A 15,438-nucleotide genomic window follows, 5' to 3' on the forward strand; every position below is an offset into this window, starting at 1 on the left:
CTTGTCCTGAGCTGCGACCTGGCTCGGCCCGTCACGCTAGTGGAATGAGCAGAGCAGAGCCGGAAGCACGCATTCTCGTCATCGATGATGAGCCGATGATTGTCGAGCTCCTTGCGGTGAGTCTGCGATTTCAGGGGTTCGAGGTGGTCACCGCGATCAGCGGGACCGACGGGCTGGACAAGGCACGCCGGTTCCGGCCGGACGCGCTGATCGTGGATGTGATGATGCCGGGCATGGACGGGTTCGGGCTGTTGCGGCGGCTGCGCGCGGACGGGATCGATGCGCCGGTGCTGTTCCTGTCCGCGCGCGACGAGGTCGACGACAAACTCACCGGACTGACCCTCGGCGCCGACGATTACGTCACCAAACCGTTCAGCCTCGAAGAGGTGATCGCCCGGCTGCGGGCCATCCTGCGGCGGTCGGGCAGGGATGCCGTAGCCGACCTTTCCTCCCGCATCGCGGTGGGCGATATCGAACTCGACGAGGACAGTCACGAAGTCTGGAAAGCCGGTGTCCCGGTGGCATTGTCGCCGACCGAGTTCACGCTGCTGCGGTATTTCATGGTGAATTCGGGCAAGGTGCTCAGCAAGGCGAAGATCCTGGATCACGTGTGGCGCTACGACTTCGGCGGCGATGCGGGGGTGGTCGAGTCGTATGTGTCGTATCTGCGGCGCAAGGTCGATACCACCGAGCCGAAGCTCATCCACACGCTGCGCAGCGTCGGCTACGTGCTGCGCGCACCGCAGCCGAGTCGGATATGAGACTGCGCGAATCACTCGCCCGGCGGGTGTCGGCCATCCCGCTGCGGGTGGGACTTGTTGTCGCCCTGGTCTTCCTGGCCGCCATGGTGCTGCTCGCCACGGGCATCGCGGTGACCTCCGCCTTGAGTCGATCGCTGACCGCGCGCACCGACGAGCAGCTCTACGATGCCGCTCGCTCATGGGCCGAACCACGCGAAATGAAGCAGGTCGTCACGAATGACGGTGCGACGGTGTGGGTTCCGGCCGACCTGCCGCAGGCGCCGACACCTCGGCTGTTCACCGATCAACCCCGCCGCTTCTACGAGTTGCACAAAGGCCCTGAGGGACAGACCTATCCGGGCACCTCGGTCACGGTCGCCGGCATCGGCACCACACCGGATATCGACGGAAAAACGGCATCGGTCCCCACGACCGTCGGCTCGACCGACGGATCCGAGGTGCGGTGGCGCGCCCTGACCACCAGCAACCGGTACGGCTCGACGACCATCGCGCTGCCGCTCACCGATAACCAGGAGACAGTATCGCGCTTGATCTACTTCGAACTCGGCATCGGTGCGGCCGGGCTGATCGCGCTCGGTGTGGTCGGGTATTTCGTCGTGCGGCGCAGTCTGCGGCCGCTGCGCAATGTCGAGAAGACCGCGGCGGCGATCGCGGGCGGCGATCTGCACCGGCGCGTTCCGGTGCGTGATGTCGATACCGAGGTCGACCGGTTGGCTCGGTCGTTGAATGCGATGCTCGCGCAGATCCAGCACGGCGTCGCAGCCACCGAGGCCTCCGAAGAGGACGCACGGCGCTCGGAACGCCGGATGCGCCAGTTCATCGCCGACGCCAGCCACGAATTGCGCACTCCGCTCACCACGATTCGCGGTTTCGCCGAGCTCTACCGCCAAGGCGCGAGCACGGATGCGTCCATGGTGGTCGGCCGCATCGAGGGCGAGGCCGAGCGCATGGGCCTGTTGGTCGAGGATCTGCTCATGCTCGCGCGGCTGGATGCCAAACGCCCACTCGACCGCCGCCAAGTGGATCTGCTGGCGCTCGCCGGCGATGCGGTGCACAATGCGCAGGCCATGGCGGCGCGGCAGCAACCTCGACGTCCGATCACCCTGGAGGTTCGTCCCGGCGTCGGCACCATGGACGTGACCGGCGACGAACCGCGATTGCGGCAGGTGCTGGCCAACCTGCTCGGCAACGCCCTGGCCCACACTCCGGCCACCGCCGCGATCACCGTGCGGCTCACCCCGTCCACGGATGACGTGCGCATCGATGTCATCGACACCGGCCCCGGCCTGACACCGGAGGCCGCCGCCCGCGTCTTCGAACGGTTCTATCGCACCGACGATTCGCGCACCCGGGCCAGTGGCGGAACGGGTTTGGGGCTATCGATCGTGCAGGCCCTTGTGGCGGCGCACGGTGGTCGGGTGAGCGTAGACAGCGAGCCGGGCAACGGCGCGACCTTCACGGTGATCCTGCCGCGTGCGACGGCCCCCCAGGTAGCTCACTGAGTCGGCACGAGTTGCGCTGGAGTCGGTGCGGGCCTCGGCCTTTCGTGAGGCAGCGGCGCCATCGCGCCGAAGTTGTTGCGAACCTCGGTGCACACCTGGATGAGTCGATCCACCTGCATATCGGTGAGCCCCGCGTGCAGCGAGAAGCGGATGCGCGCGCGGTCGGGCGCGGTAGCGGGCCAGCACAGGACCGAACCGAAAACGCCATGGGCCTCCAGGAAGTCGCGGATCGCGATGGTGCGCTCATCCGAACCGGTCTGCAGCGCGACGATGTGGCTGGCCGAACCCTCCAGATCGAATTCCAACGCCATCAGCGCACGCCGCACGACAGCGGAGATCTCGCGCAGCCGGACCCGCCGCCACTCGTCGATGCGAATCACATCGAGCGTCGCGGCCAGACCGGCGATATCGTGCGGCAGCAGTGTCGCGGAGAAGACCGCGGGATCGGATTCCATCTTGAAGTAGTCGACGAAATCGATATTGTTCGCGGCGACGAATCCGGCGCGTCCTGCGAAAGCCGTTGCGAGGCTGGCGATCCGGAATGGCACCCGGTCGGTGAGGCCGAGCGCGACCACCATGCCCGCACCGTACGGCCCGTCGGTGCCGAGCGAATGCGATTCGTCGACCACCAGCACACTGCCGGTTTCATCGGCGACATCGCAGATCTGGGTCAGCGGACAGCGACTCCCGTTGCTGCTGTAGATCGAATCCACCGCAACGATGCCGGGCCCGTGCTTGCGGATCTCGTCGCGCAGATGGCCCGGGAAATTGTGCCGGAACGAATATACCGGCGCGCCAGCGGTTTTCGCGCCGTGCCACAGCGACATATGCGCAATGTGATCGACATAGACCGGCGTATGCGAGTCGGCGATCGACTGCATCAACCCGGCATTCGCATCCCAGCCCGACTGACACAGAATTCCGCCCGCCGCCCGCATATGTTCGGCAAGCGTCGTTTCCAGCGCGATCTGCGGATGGTCGGGGCCGTGCAGGAAGACGCCCGACGGCGGCGCTCCCCCGCTCGCGTACTGCAATGCCGCGCACATCGCGCCGACGATATGCGGCTCGTGAGCAAGCGCGAGATAGTCATTGCTGGTCAGCACGACGTCACCCGGCCTCGGCTTACGGCCGTGCAGAATATGCCGTCCGCCCCATGCGATCGCGACCCGTTCCCTATGGAATCGGTTGACGCGAAGGAATATGCGGTCGGCGACCGACATTGTCATCCGAACTCCTTTCACTGCTATCAGCTACTACAGAGCACACCGAGCAGATTGAATCACTCCGCATGGCCGGATGAGCCGAAATCGCCAACTCGACGCGGGTTCTGTCGCACTAACAGCGGCCTAACAGCGACAACAGGCACGATGGTCGGGTGCGGGTACTGGTGGTCGAAGACGAGCAGTTGCTGGCCGACGCGATAGCCGATGGGCTGCGGCGGCATGCGATGGCGGTCGATGTGGTGTATGACGGCGCGGATGCGCTGGAGCGGGCCGGGGTGAACGACTATGACGTGATCGTGTTGGATCGCGATCTACCGACGGTATCCGGAGACATCGTCTGCACCTCGCTCACCGAGGCAGGCAGCGACGCCAGGATTCTGATGCTGACCGCCGCCGCGGCGGTGGCCGAGCGAGTCGCGGGGCTCGGTCTCGGCGCCGACGACTACCTGACCAAACCGTTCGCATTCGCCGAATTGGTGGCCCGCATTCAGGCGCTGGGACGGCGCGCGCGTCCCGCGACACCGCTGGTGCTGGAGCGGGCCGGGATTCGGCTCGACCCGCATCGGCTGACCGTCACCCGCGACGGTGAGCCGGTTTCGTTGTCGCGCAAGGAGTTCGCGGTACTGGCCGAATTATTGCGTGCCGACGGCGGGGTGGTCTCGGCGGAGCAGCTACTGGAGAAGGCATGGGACGAGAACATCGATCCGTTCACGGGGGTGGTGCGGTACACGATCATGATGGTGCGCCGGAAATTGGGCGATCCGCCGGTGATCGAGACCGAGGCGGGCGTGGGGTACCGCGTCCGATGAGGGGCCGCACCATTCGGCTCCGGCTCACCCTGCTGTATGCGGGCGCGTTCTTCATCGCCGGGGCGATTCTGGTTGCGCTGATGTATTTCTACCTCGATCGGTCGCTGGATCGGCGACACGGCATGGGTGCCCAGATCCTCGTGCGCGAATACCTGGCCAAACGGAACCGGCCGATCGTCACCGAGGAGTTGTACACGGCGCTGACCGCGCAGGCCGCCAAGGAGCGCCGCGACACCTTGGAGGCGATGCTTGTCTGGTCCCTGGTCTGCCTGGGCGCGATCGGGATCGTCGCGGGCGGACTGGGTTGGCTGCTGGCCGGGCGGGCCCTGCATCCGCTGCAGCAGATCACGGCGACCGCGCGTCGGGTGGCCGATCGCAGCCTGCACGAGCGGATCGCGCTGACCGGACCCGATGACGAAATCAAGGATCTGGCAGACACTTTCGACGCCATGCTGGAACGGCTGGATCGCGCCTTCGACGGTCAGCGGCGCTTCGTCGCCAATGCCTCACATGAACTGCGCACACCGTTGACTATCAATCGCACGTTGATCGAAGTGGCGCTGGACGATCCCGACGCACCCGAATCGACGCGCCGGCTCGGGGCAACGCTTTTGGAGGTCAATAATCGGCACGAGCGGCTGATCGACGGATTGCTGGTGCTCGCGAGCAGTGAGCAGCGGCTCATCGAGCGCAGTCGGGTCGATCTGGCCGAGGTGGTCCGTCGGGTGGTCACTGTCGCGGGTGATGCCGCCGACCGGGCCGGTATCGAGATCCGCACCGATATCGAGGCGGCTCCGGTCTCCGGCGATCCGGTGTTGCTGGAACGGCTGGCACAGAACCTGGTGGACAACGCGATTCGCTACAACGTCAGCGAAAAAGGTTGGGTCTCGATCAGATCGGTGAGCACCGAGGGCAATGCCCAGCTCGTTGTCGAGAACATCGGGCCGGTGGTGCCTGCCTTCGAGGTCGACGGACTCTTCGAACCGTTCCGCAGACTGGCTTCCGGCGAACGGGTCGCCGAATCGGCGCACGCACCGAACAGCCGGGGCGCGGGGCTGGGCCTGTCGATCGTGCGATCGGTAGCGCACGCCCACGGTGGCGAGGTCCGGGCGACCGCGCGGCCCGAGGGCGGACTCACCGTCACGGTCACCATCGAGAACCGAACGGGCGACGCCGGATAGCGCCGCCCGCGTTCGACTCAGTAGTTGTGGCAGGTGTTCGCGATCTGGCGCAGCTTGTCGATCTTCTGCTGGCCCTCGGGCGAATTGCGCTTCTCCTCGATCTTGGTCCGCGCATTCGGGTGGTTATCGATCCACTGCTGGGCGCGCTGCTTGCGCTGCTCGACCGGCAGCCCGAGGAATTCCTGCAGCTTCGCCTTGCGATCGGGATGACTGTCCAGGCGTTCGGCGAGCTTGGGCGCCTCGGCGTGAATGGCCGCGTCCACCTGCGCGAAGCTGCATGTCGTCTCGATCAGTCCGCCGCCGATGCCCGGTTGCGCCGAAGCGGTTCCAGGAACCAGTAGCGCCCCCGCCGCGAGCAGACCGCCGAGTGCAACAGCGGTTCGCACGAATCCGGTACGGGTGTATGTCATGACGAATGACCCTTTCCATTGGCGATCGGATCACGGCAGGCAGTGTCGCGACCCGATGCACAGTCCATCAGGCAGGGTGTTTGCACAGCGCTAGGAACGGCGCACGCGGGCGAGCCAAGCTGCCTCATCGACAATGCTGCCCGGGGTGAGGTCGAGTTCCTGTGCCTCGACGACAGCCTCGCTGACGCGTCCGCGATACCGTGCGGGCTTCAGTTCTGCCAAATCCCAGCCCGCGCCGAACGCGTCGGAGATCGCGGTGCGGCTGATGCGCGGACCGAAGCCGGGTTCGGCATCCGAGAGCGCGAGGAGGTGGAGGTACCCGCCGGGCTTCAGAACCCGGTGCAGGCTGCGCAGATAATCGGTCGGATCGCCGTTGTCGTGGGCGAAGACATGGAACAGCGCACTGTCGAGAATGGTGTCGTAGCGCGGCTCGTCCCCCAGATTCAGCGCATCGGCCACCTCGAACCGCGCGGCCACACCGCGCTCCCGCGCATTGGCCCTGGCGTATGCGATCGCACTCGGCGCGAGATCCACTCCGAGCACGTCATGGCCGAGCTCGGTCAGCCGAATGGTGTGCTCACCTGCGCCACACCCCACATCGAGCACCGCACCCCGAATCCACCCCTGCTCGATCAGTTCGAGCACCGCGGGCTGCGGCTCCCCGATCACCCACGGCGCGGACCCGTTGTCATAGACGGCATTCCAGAATTCAGGCGGTCGATTCATATCCCCAGCCTTCAACCTCAACCAGGGTTCATGTCAACCCCACCGGGCTACATTGCGTTGATGACCGATTCCCCATATCTGCGCCCCGCCCGCCCTGAGGACGCCGAACCCATCGCGACCATCTGGTACGAAGGCTGGCGCGACGCCCACCTCGGCAATGTCCCCAACGAACTCATCGCCGTCCGCCCTCAGGAATCGTTCGGCGTTCGCGCAGCACAGCGAATCGACGACACCACTGTGGCGATCATCGATAACGAGGTAGCCGGTTTCGTCATGACCCTCGACGACGAAGTCGACCAGGTCTACCTATCCCGCCACCACCGCGGCACCGGAGTCGCCGCAACCCTGCTCTTCGCCGCCGAGCAGCGCATACATGCAAACGGGCATCCCCGCGCCTGGTTGGCTGTAGTTCCGGGCAACACCCGTGCCCGCGCCTTCTATGCCCGCCACGGGTGGATCGATGCGGGCCTGTTCAACCACCAGGCCCCCGGACCCGATGGCCCGGTGTCGGTTCCCGCCCACCGCTACGTCAAGCAGGTCGGTTTCTCGCCGAAGAACTAGACGAGACCGTCCGTCCCGAGCTGTGGTTCGCCAGATAGGTCCGGACGCATCGGGCTCCGGCTGTCCTCACCCGTGACCGCGGCGCTCTTGTCCAAGTCGGCGTCCAGGAGCCAGCCGTCTTCGCCGACTCGACACAACCAGCCATCGACTGCGCGCTCGTAGATCGGCATGCTGTGGACGGGGGCGAGGTCGAGCTTGAAATGGGTTTCTTCGTGAAAAGCGGCGAGCAGCGCGCGCACAGACGGAGCGATCGCGCCCCGAGGAATCTCGGACATCTGCCCTATGCCTCCAATGAGTTCGGCAGGCCATTCGAATTCATGAGCGCCCCCCAGTAGTCGTCTCGAAGCGCGTCCCACAGATCACTGTGCTTGGGCAGCAACTCCCGAGCGGCGGCCAAATCGAGATACGGATCGAACATGACCGTTCCGGGTTGAACTCCCGTCAGCGGCGCGCGCGACGGCAAGCAATACGCAGCGAACGATTCCGAAGTGAGTTGCACGCACAACACCCGCGCGGAGCACCCGACCAATTGCCACACCGCAACCTTGCGCCCGTCTCGAGTTTGCGTGGTACGCAACCGATCTCGTCGCATCACAGCGCCTCACGATGCGCAGCTGCCGGGAACTCGATACCTCGGCGCTCCGTTTGCCCAGACTGTCCAGCCCACTCGCGAACGGCATCCGCGAACCGCTCGACCACATCGGCCGTAGCACCGCTGTACGCGACTGGCGGCCCGACAATCGGATACCGCTGCGGCAGTTTCGAATTCGTCACGATCCCTCCCCTTGACTGCGGTCGACACCCGAGACCTCGGATGCCCATAAAGCGTCGCCGACCAGCCACTTCGATCCCAGCCACAAAACCGCACGCAAGTAATACGCTTCCGATACCGAGCGTTGTGGACGCGAAACAGGGGTGGCCATGATCGTCAACAGGTGGACGGGTGTGGAGGTGAAAGCTCTTCGCATGGCGGCACTGCGGATGACGCAGGACGAGTTCGCCGCGCAGGTCGGCTACGAGCCTCCGACAATCAGGAAGTGGGAGAAGGCGACAGCATCCCGCCCGGTACGAGGGAAGTCTGCCCAGGATCTGGACTCCGAACTTGCCCGTCTAAATGATCAGCAGGCGCAACGGTTTCGGGCAGCGGTTGCCGACGATAGCCTGACGATGGGTGCACCGCACATTGCACGGGAAGTCGAGGGCGACGAAGTGAAGCGCCGGGAGTTCGGAGTCCTGCTCGGGACCGCGATTGTACTTCCTGCCGTGAATTCCGCCCCGTTCCCGAGTCGGATCGGAATTGCCGACGCGCAGCGACTCGCGGCGAACGTCGAGGACATTGCCCAGCGCGAGCAGATCGTGGGTGGCACAGCACTGGTGCAGACAGCCGTGGACGAACTCGAACGGGCGAAGGCCGTCCTGGAGACATGTGCCTTCGAAGAACAAGCGGGCAAGGCTTTCATGCGCGCGGCGGGCGAGCTCGCAACAATCGCCGGTTGGTTGGCCTACGACTCCGAGATGCACCCGCTCGCGCGCCGCTGTTATGCCGATGCGTTCGCATTGGCCAACCAGGCCGGCGACGAAGAACTAACCGTCCACGTATGTTTGAACGCCGCACATCAGGCGACCACACTGTCACGCTCCGGCCAAGCGAACCCGCACCGCGCGCTCGGGCTCATCGGACGTGCGCAGGATCTGAGCCGTGGTCGCCCGCCAGGCCGCGTCCATGCTTTGATGGCCATCCGTGAAGCCCAGGCATACGGCGTCCTCGGTGACCGCACCGGATTCGGCAAAGCCGTTGCCACTGCTTGGCGTGAACTCGATTTCGCGTTCGAGCACGAGTCGTCCGGGGAGTGCCCCCGATGGCTCCAGTTCGTCACGACCACCGAGATCCGATGCCACGAAGCCCGCGGTATCGGAGACCTCGGCGACTTGGCGAAGGCAGCAACCCTATCGGCCGGACTCGCGCTGGAGCAGGCAGGTGCCCGCAACGCCGCGAACTATCGAGCAGGCTGGGCCGCGGCCTTGGCGAATGTTGGAGATATCGAAGGTGCGGCCGATCAAGGGCTTTCGGTCATCACCGACCTCGAACGAGAGATCTCCTCCACCCGCACCCTCAAACTGCTTGCGCCAGTCCGTGATGCGTTGCAGGGATATTCCGACGAATTTCGGCAACGATTCGACGAACTGGAGAGAAGGGGCACCACCGTATGAATCCAGACCGGAAGGCGACCGCTCTGACGTTCCACCATCTTTCAGCCGAACAGGCCCGCGAGCGACGAACGGAGATCGAGGACGTATTCCGCGGTTCTTACGTTCATGCGATCGAGGCTGGCGAGAAATTCGAGGCGCCGGAGGCATTCATGCACCGCTTCGACGCATACACCGACCCCAGTCGCGCCGCCGGGTTCGAGCTGGTGATCGCGGAGCTCGAGGGACGCGCATGCGGCCAGGCGTGGGGCTGGCCGCTACATGAGAACACCGCATGGTGGGGTGGCCTCCAACTGGACGAGGGCAACGCAGCCGATTTCACCGCCGAGAATGGTTCCCGCACATTCGCACTCAGCGAAATCATGGTGCGGTCCGAGCTCACGGGCCGCGGCATCGCCCATGCCCTACACAACGAGCTCCTCGGCCACCGAGCAGAACAACGCGCGACACTGCTCGTCCGCCCCGACAACACCCGCGCTTACACCACTTACCGGAACTGGGGCTGGTATCGGGTAGGCACCCTTACGCCGAGTTGGCCCGACGCACCCACATTCGACGTACTGATCCGCGATCTGCCTATTAGCTGACCGGGAACGCCCGGCATGAATCACTTCCGCCGGCAGGTGCGGCGCAATTGGGAGGCTGAGCGCCCGATATACCGCCACAACCGTTGCAGCACCGACGATCTCACCGCGGTCGACCAAGTCGACCCGCTGGGCGAGCTGAATCCAACGGATGTCCCCGGCCTCGTTGAGGCCCAGTGCTTCGCACCAATGTCGTTGCGCAATGCGGCATCAGCGCCGGCTCTCGAACGCGCGGTAGCCGAATACCGTGCGTTCAGCAGGAGTGGAGTGATGAGATCATCGCCGCCCATATGTTTTTGGCGGTCGTGTCGGCGAGCGGCCGAGACTGTGGGCCAGTTCGAACAAGGTCAGTGCCTCGACAGTGGGCCGGGTGTGACGCGGAGTAGTTGTTTACCGAGGTTGCGCCCTTCGAAGAGGCCGCGCAGCATGGTCGGCGCGAGTTCGAGGCCCTCCTGGACATCTTCGGCGTACACGATGTCGCCCTGGCTCATCCATTCGTGTAGTCGGCCGAATGCCTCCGGGAATCGGTCGAGGTAGTCCAGAAAGATGAACCCCTCCATCCGTGCCCGCTTGAGTCCGAGCTGCATGTAGTTGCGTGGTCCAGGAGGCGGTTCGCCCGCCTCGTAGCCGGAAGAGATGGCGCCGCAGAGCACAATTCGAGCTCGCTCGGCGATATTCGCCAGCCCGGCGTCCAGGATGGCGCCGCCGACGTTGTCGAAGAACACCTGGATACCATCGGGAGCCAATTCGTGCAGCCGCGCCTCGACGTCGTCGGTCTTATAGTCGATGCACGCATCGAACCGGGCGATCTCGGTGACCCAGGCGCATTTGGCGGTTCCGCCCGCGATCCCGATCACCCTGCATCCCAGCGCTTTCGCGATCTGGCCCGCGACGGACCCTGTCGCGCCGGCGGCTCCGGACACCAGCACGGTATCCCCGGCCGAGGGCCTGCCGATATCGATCATGCCGAAGTAGGCGGTCAATCCAGTGGCGCCGAAAATGCCGAGCATCGCCTTGGGGTCGATGCCTGGCGGAACGACATTCAGTCCCAGCAACCCCTGGCCCGAGGCGATCACGTAGTCCTGCCATCCGACCATCCCGCAAACCCAGTCTCCCACTGCGTAGTCAGCATTGCGGGATGCCACCACCTGCCCGACGCCACCGGCCCGCATCACCGCACCGAGTGGCACTGGATCCAGGTAATTCGGGCCGTCATTGAGCCAGCCACGCTGAGTCGGATCGAAAGCCAGCCAGACCACCCTGACGAGTGCCTCATCCGGGCCCGGCGTAGGGACAGGGCCGCTCCTGAGCTGGAAGCTACTGTCGTCAACCATGCCTGCCGGTCGTCGAACAAGAATCCACTGGCGATTCACCTGGCGACGCTAACCCGCCCATCCGACCACTGTCATCCGAATTTCCTGGTCTCGCACCTGCCGCGGGGCACCGCGACGGCGCGACACCCAGATTTGGAGTACGGAGGATGTCGAAGCGGTGGCTGTTCGCTTCGAGGCCGACCGAACACCGCTGCTCGACGATGACCGTGCAGCGGCCCTTGCTCGGAGTCCGACTCGGCTACTCTGCGGCTTTTCGGTGCTCGATTGTGTAATGAGCCATCACCCCAGGCGTTTCGAGGTCGTCGGCAGTCATCTCGTCGAGAGAACCACATCCAGGATCCCGGTCGCCGAGGGGCCCACGACCTGTGGGTTCGTGCTGAAACCTGGGATCGGTAGGTGGTGCGCGGGGCATCTACTTACCCCATGACATCTTCTCAACCTCCCGCGAACCAACCGCAGTCCGCCGGCTTGGACAAAAAGACCAGCGCGATCCTGTCGTACGCACTGGGGTGGCTCACCGGAATCATCTTCCTATATGTGGGAAAGAACGATCCCGATGTGAAATTCCATGCCTCACAATCGATCGTCTTCTTCGGGGCGGTCTCGGTGGTCAATATTGTTCTGAGCATCGTCGGCTCGCTCCTCGGAGTCCTGGGGATAATCTTCAGCCTCGCCGGACTCGCAGTCGCGGTCTTCACAGTCGTCGTCTGGATCATGGCCATGGTCCAGGCGAACAACACCGGCGGTGTCCGCGCAGAGCTTCCCATCGTCGGAAAATTCACCGCACCATATGCCGATCAGCTGGCCAACTCGATCAAGTAGCGGCATATTCGAAGTCCCCAGCTGAATTTCCTGATCGAGGATGCTGTCAGCAGCCCTACCGGCGGCCAGATGCGACAGTCCGAATATCAACGGCCCGAGGCTACCTCGGGCCGTTGGCGTCCGCGCGGAACGTCCGAAAATGCCGACTTCAGGATGCCGCTCTGCTCAGCTAAGGGAGGATGGAGTCTATGTAGCCGCCGTCGACTCGAAGGGCGCCGCCCGTCGTGGCCGACGCGAATTCCGAGCTCAGGTAGACGATCATGGCCGCGATCTCGGTCGGCTCGATCAGACGTTGGATCAGCGAGTGTGGACGATGGTCCATCATGAATTGGTGTTCGGCCTGGTCCCACGGCAATTCGTCGCCCACCAACTCGTGGACGAAATCCTCGACGCCTGGCGTGTGTGTCGGCCCTGCCATCACCGAGTTGACGGTGACACCGGTGCCCGCCGCCGCTTTCGCGTAACCACGGGTGACCGCCAGCAAGGCAGTCTTCGTAGTGCCGTAATGAACCATCTCGATCGGGGTCACGACCGCTGAGTCGCTGGCGATATTCATCACTCGCCCGAACCCGCGGTCCATCATTCCTGGCAAGTACATTCGGATCAGCCGCACCGCGGACAGGACGTTGACCTCGAAGTAGCGCCGCCATTCGTCGTCCTCGATCTCGAGCACCGGCTTGGCGCCGAAGATGCCGAGGTTGTTGACGAGAATGTCGAGATCGTTGACCTGCTCGCGCAGCGTCGCCGCACCGTCTGCCGAGGCGAGATCGGTTGCCACGGCAGTAACCTCGGCGCCCCGCACTTCGCTGGTGATGCTCGCGCGGGCTCGCTCGGTCTTGTCGCGGTCCCGTCCGTTGACCACCACCGATGCCCCCGCCCGGGCCAGTTCTGTCGCAATAGCCAACCCGATGCCCTGACTGGATCCTGATACCAATGCGCGTCGTCCGGAAAGGTCTATGTGCATCGCACCATCGTGCCGCAGCTCTCGGATGTGGAGTTTCCGCCACGCCCGAATCGGCGAACTCGACCAGCAGAGAGAGCAAACATGGCGACGCCGAACTGTGCCCGGCGGTGCGGCTCGAGACATCGGTATTGCCGAATACACGATGGCTTTGAACCTGCCGGTTCTCGGGGAGGGTTCACTCGTCCCAGTCCCAGTGCAAATAGATCTTCTCGGTGAGGTTCGACTTCCGCACGCCGGGGGTCTGGTCGTGAAAGGGGGTGCGGGTGTCGAGGGAGTGAGTGAGGGCGTCGAAGAATTCGAGCAGCGTGTTGGCCCGCAGGGTGCCTTCGAAAGCACCCGAGCCGATACCCGATTCGATGATGTGACCGTAGGTCGGTCCGGGGCGGTGCTCGACGAACAAAGTCCCGGCGTCGATGGAGCGAGCGATCGGAACCCATTGGTGGGCATGGCCGTAGAGGGTCTCCTCGCCCAAGCCCAATGCTCGATTCTCGGCGCTGAAGGTGGTTCGCCACTCGTGACCGGCGAGGATCCGGTCGACCGGGTCGAGCATGTACCCCATCGGCAGGAATTCGGCGCCTTCGGCGGCATTACTGCGCCTGTACTTCTACTGGTGCAGCCACCACCAACTCACCCACTCGCGGTGCCGGGCGACAGACGGGGCGTATCCGGACCTGGCCGACTTCACCATCGATGACGCCGGGCGGCCGACGTCCGTCTCGCGTGACCTGCTGCGCGTCAGTCCGGCAGCCAGTGCAGCTCGTGTGCCAGGGTTTTGGCGACGGTACGGATGCGGCGGTGTAGTGGTGACTGCACGCGCGGGAGGACCAGGTGGATCGTCAAGGTGGGTGCGCCCCGCAGCGGTCGCCACGTGAGACCGGCCGGTTGTGTTGTGACCGCGGCTTCACCGGCCGGGGCGAGGGTGAGCCCGTCGCGTAGGTCGCGCTGAGACATATCGAAAGAGACTGGGGGCGTGTGGAATCGGGGGTTCGGCCGGGTGTCGCGGAACAGTGCGGACAGCTGATCGTGGATCACGGGGTTGGCCGTACGGTCGGGGAGTCGCAGCGGATACGCGGCCGCATCGGCGATCTCGATCTCCGGGTGTTCGGCCAGCGGATGATGCTGTGCCAATTGGACCCCGACGCGCAAACGCCGCAGCAGGAACCGGCGCACGCCACGACCCGGCTGTTCACCGCGGGTGATCCCCGCATCGATGCGGCCGTCGGCGACCGCGGGGGAGATCTCCGGTGTCGCCATGGGGACCGCGCCGACCTCGAGTCCCGGGCTGCTGCGAATGAGCCTGTCCACCAGGGCCGGTGCCGTCTCGGCCCCCGCGCTGAGGCTGTATCCGATGCGCAGCGTGCCCAGTTCACCGGCCCCCGCATTCCGGGCGGTGTCCCATGCCCGGTCCAGCGCCGCCAGCGCGGGCGGCGCGGACTCCGCCAAAGCCGCACCGGCCGTGGTCAATACGACGCTACGCGTGTTACGAACCAGCAGGCTCGTACCGAGTTCCGCCTCCAATCGGCGTATCCGGGCACTGAGTGCGGGCTGCGCGATACCGATCCGTGCGGCCGCGCGGGTGAAGTTCAACTCCTGCGCCAGCACCAGAAAGTACCGCAGACTCACCGTATCCGGCGCCACATGCCCTCCCGGTCGATTGATAACGATCCGTTCTGAGTCTATTCCGTCCCGGTCTTTCCCTCGACCACACATCAAGCCCTAACCTGCGCATATGACGATTCAACCGACCGCGGTACTGGACACCGCACGCACACACACCGGGAGGCAGTCATGCATAAGTTGGTAGTCCTGTACCCCAAGCCCGTCGACCCTGACCACTTCCGCGACTACTACGTGACCAACCACCTTCCACTGGTCATGAAGATGCCCGGCCTGCTTGCGTGGCGCTACAGCTTCGACGTGGCGGCGACCAACGGAGAAGCGCCGTATTTCGCGGTCTTCGAAGGCGACTTCGCTGACGCCGCCGCCATGGCCGCGGCGCGGGCGTCGCAGCAAGGCCAGCGGGCGGGCGCCGATGTCGTCAACTACGCCACCGGCGGTGCGGTCATCATCGACTATCCGGTGCAGGACGGCACCAGCTGAGGCAGGAGGAAACGTTCCGGGACGCGTTCGGTCGGCTGTTGCGGCCAGGTCCCGGCTATCGGCGGAACGCCGTTCCCAGTTGCCGTTTCGTAGAGCGTCGAAGGTGGGCCGATGTCCTGGCCGGCGAAGACGAAGTTTTCCCAACCAAACTGGTCAGCCTTGGGCAAGGGCATCGTCGCTTTCAGGATGAATAAGCAACGCCCAACTCGCTAGGTCACCCAGGCCGGTGATCTGGTGGGTTGCAGACAGGGTT

Annotated in this window: 18 protein-coding genes; 9 read left to right on the forward strand and 9 right to left on the reverse strand. The window is 64.8% G+C overall.

All coding sequences use genetic code 11. The annotated features are described in order from the left end of the window. Positions 1 to 44 precede the first annotated feature (44 nt). Both ACIBW7_RS19595 and ACIBW7_RS19600 read left to right on the forward strand, forming a co-directional pair. A complete protein-coding gene (locus ACIBW7_RS19595; protein WP_397048062.1) occupies positions 45 to 761 on the forward strand; it encodes a response regulator transcription factor in 717 nt (238 codons plus the stop codon). After that, a complete protein-coding gene (locus tag ACIBW7_RS19600; protein ID WP_397048064.1) occupies positions 758 to 2,263 on the forward strand; it encodes a sensor histidine kinase in 1,506 nt (501 codons plus the stop codon). Before ACIBW7_RS19595 ends, ACIBW7_RS19600 begins: the two co-directional genes overlap by 4 nt. On the opposite strand, the gene cqsA is transcribed toward ACIBW7_RS19600, so the two are convergent. Then, positions 2,257 to 3,489 carry an alpha-hydroxyketone-type quorum-sensing autoinducer synthase gene (gene cqsA / locus ACIBW7_RS19605; RefSeq protein WP_397048066.1) on the reverse strand — a complete coding sequence of 411 codons (1,233 nt, stop codon included), beginning with the start codon at positions 3,487 to 3,489 and terminating at the stop codon, positions 2,257 to 2,259. The two genes, ACIBW7_RS19600 and cqsA, sit on opposite strands and share 7 nt — an antisense overlap. Before the next feature lie 149 nt (positions 3,490 to 3,638). On the opposite strand from cqsA, the gene ACIBW7_RS19610 reads away from it, so the two are divergent. Beyond that, positions 3,639 to 4,295: a response regulator transcription factor gene (locus ACIBW7_RS19610; RefSeq protein ID WP_397048069.1), complete on the forward strand. Its 657-nt coding sequence runs from the start codon at positions 3,639 to 3,641 to the stop codon at positions 4,293 to 4,295. Further along, entirely contained in the window at positions 4,292 to 5,476 is a 1,185-nt protein-coding gene (locus tag ACIBW7_RS19615) for a sensor histidine kinase (protein WP_397048071.1), read from the forward strand. Before ACIBW7_RS19610 ends, ACIBW7_RS19615 begins: the two co-directional genes overlap by 4 nt. A gap of 17 nt (positions 5,477 to 5,493) precedes the next feature. On the opposite strand, the gene ACIBW7_RS19620 is transcribed toward ACIBW7_RS19615, so the two are convergent. After that, positions 5,494 to 5,886: a hemophore-related protein gene (locus ACIBW7_RS19620; RefSeq protein WP_051182880.1), complete on the reverse strand. Its 393-nt coding sequence runs from the start codon at positions 5,884 to 5,886 to the stop codon at positions 5,494 to 5,496. A 90-nt stretch (positions 5,887 to 5,976) separates the two neighbouring features. Further along, positions 5,977 to 6,612 (reverse strand): class I SAM-dependent methyltransferase, encoded by a 636-nt coding sequence (locus ACIBW7_RS19625; protein ID WP_397048074.1) that lies wholly within the window; start codon positions 6,610 to 6,612, stop codon positions 5,977 to 5,979. A gap of 60 nt (positions 6,613 to 6,672) precedes the next feature. On the opposite strand from ACIBW7_RS19625, the gene ACIBW7_RS19630 reads away from it, so the two are divergent. Next, positions 6,673 to 7,173: a GNAT family N-acetyltransferase gene (locus ACIBW7_RS19630; protein ID WP_397048076.1), complete on the forward strand. Its 501-nt coding sequence runs from the start codon at positions 6,673 to 6,675 to the stop codon at positions 7,171 to 7,173. On the opposite strand, the gene ACIBW7_RS19635 is transcribed toward ACIBW7_RS19630, so the two are convergent. Both ACIBW7_RS19635 and ACIBW7_RS19640 read right to left on the reverse strand, forming a co-directional pair. Beyond that, entirely contained in the window at positions 7,170 to 7,448 is a 279-nt protein-coding gene (locus tag ACIBW7_RS19635) for a hypothetical protein (RefSeq protein ID WP_397048078.1), read from the reverse strand. The two genes, ACIBW7_RS19630 and ACIBW7_RS19635, sit on opposite strands and share 4 nt — an antisense overlap. A gap of 5 nt (positions 7,449 to 7,453) precedes the next feature. Next, positions 7,454 to 7,591, reverse strand: a complete 138-nt coding sequence (locus ACIBW7_RS19640) for a hypothetical protein (RefSeq protein ID WP_397048080.1) — start codon at positions 7,589 to 7,591, stop codon at positions 7,454 to 7,456. A 503-nt stretch (positions 7,592 to 8,094) separates the two neighbouring features. Here ACIBW7_RS19640 and ACIBW7_RS19645 point away from each other — a divergent pair. Then, entirely contained in the window at positions 8,095 to 9,384 is a 1,290-nt protein-coding gene (locus ACIBW7_RS19645; protein WP_397048082.1) for a helix-turn-helix domain-containing protein, read from the forward strand. Further along, positions 9,381 to 9,968, forward strand: a complete 588-nt coding sequence (locus ACIBW7_RS19650) for a GNAT family N-acetyltransferase (RefSeq protein ID WP_397048084.1) — start codon at positions 9,381 to 9,383, stop codon at positions 9,966 to 9,968. Before ACIBW7_RS19645 ends, ACIBW7_RS19650 begins: the two co-directional genes overlap by 4 nt. Before the next feature lie 344 nt (positions 9,969 to 10,312). Here ACIBW7_RS19650 and ACIBW7_RS19655 read toward each other — a convergent pair whose 3' ends face one another. Then, positions 10,313 to 11,338: an NADP-dependent oxidoreductase gene (locus ACIBW7_RS19655; RefSeq protein WP_397048086.1), complete on the reverse strand. Its 1,026-nt coding sequence runs from the start codon at positions 11,336 to 11,338 to the stop codon at positions 10,313 to 10,315. Positions 11,339 to 11,722: 384 nt separating this feature from the next. On the opposite strand from ACIBW7_RS19655, the gene ACIBW7_RS19660 reads away from it, so the two are divergent. Next, the gene (locus tag ACIBW7_RS19660) at positions 11,723 to 12,121 is read left to right on the forward strand and encodes a DUF4870 domain-containing protein (RefSeq protein WP_397048088.1); all 399 of its coding nucleotides are present in this window, start codon (positions 11,723 to 11,725) and stop codon (positions 12,119 to 12,121) included. A gap of 169 nt (positions 12,122 to 12,290) precedes the next feature. Here ACIBW7_RS19660 and ACIBW7_RS19665 read toward each other — a convergent pair whose 3' ends face one another. The 3 genes from ACIBW7_RS19665 to ACIBW7_RS19675 form a co-directional block, all read right to left on the reverse strand. Further along, positions 12,291 to 13,085, reverse strand: coding sequence for an SDR family NAD(P)-dependent oxidoreductase (locus ACIBW7_RS19665; RefSeq protein ID WP_397048090.1), 795 nt, complete (start codon positions 13,083 to 13,085; stop codon positions 12,291 to 12,293). 175 nt (positions 13,086 to 13,260) lie between these two features. After that, positions 13,261 to 13,644, reverse strand: coding sequence for a hypothetical protein (locus ACIBW7_RS19670; RefSeq protein WP_397048092.1), 384 nt, complete (start codon positions 13,642 to 13,644; stop codon positions 13,261 to 13,263). Positions 13,645 to 13,820: 176 nt separating this feature from the next. Continuing rightward, positions 13,821 to 14,723 (reverse strand): LysR family transcriptional regulator, encoded by a 903-nt coding sequence (locus ACIBW7_RS19675; protein WP_397048094.1) that lies wholly within the window; start codon positions 14,721 to 14,723, stop codon positions 13,821 to 13,823. A 150-nt stretch (positions 14,724 to 14,873) separates the two neighbouring features. Between ACIBW7_RS19675 and ACIBW7_RS19680 the strand changes: the two genes are divergently transcribed. Continuing rightward, positions 14,874 to 15,185, forward strand: a complete 312-nt coding sequence (locus tag ACIBW7_RS19680; RefSeq protein WP_397048096.1) for an EthD family reductase — start codon at positions 14,874 to 14,876, stop codon at positions 15,183 to 15,185. The last annotated feature ends 253 nt before the right edge of the window (positions 15,186 to 15,438 follow it).

It is taken from the genome of Nocardia sp. NPDC049526, assembly GCF_044465765.1.
Lineage (GTDB): Bacteria > Actinomycetota > Actinomycetes > Mycobacteriales > Mycobacteriaceae > Nocardia.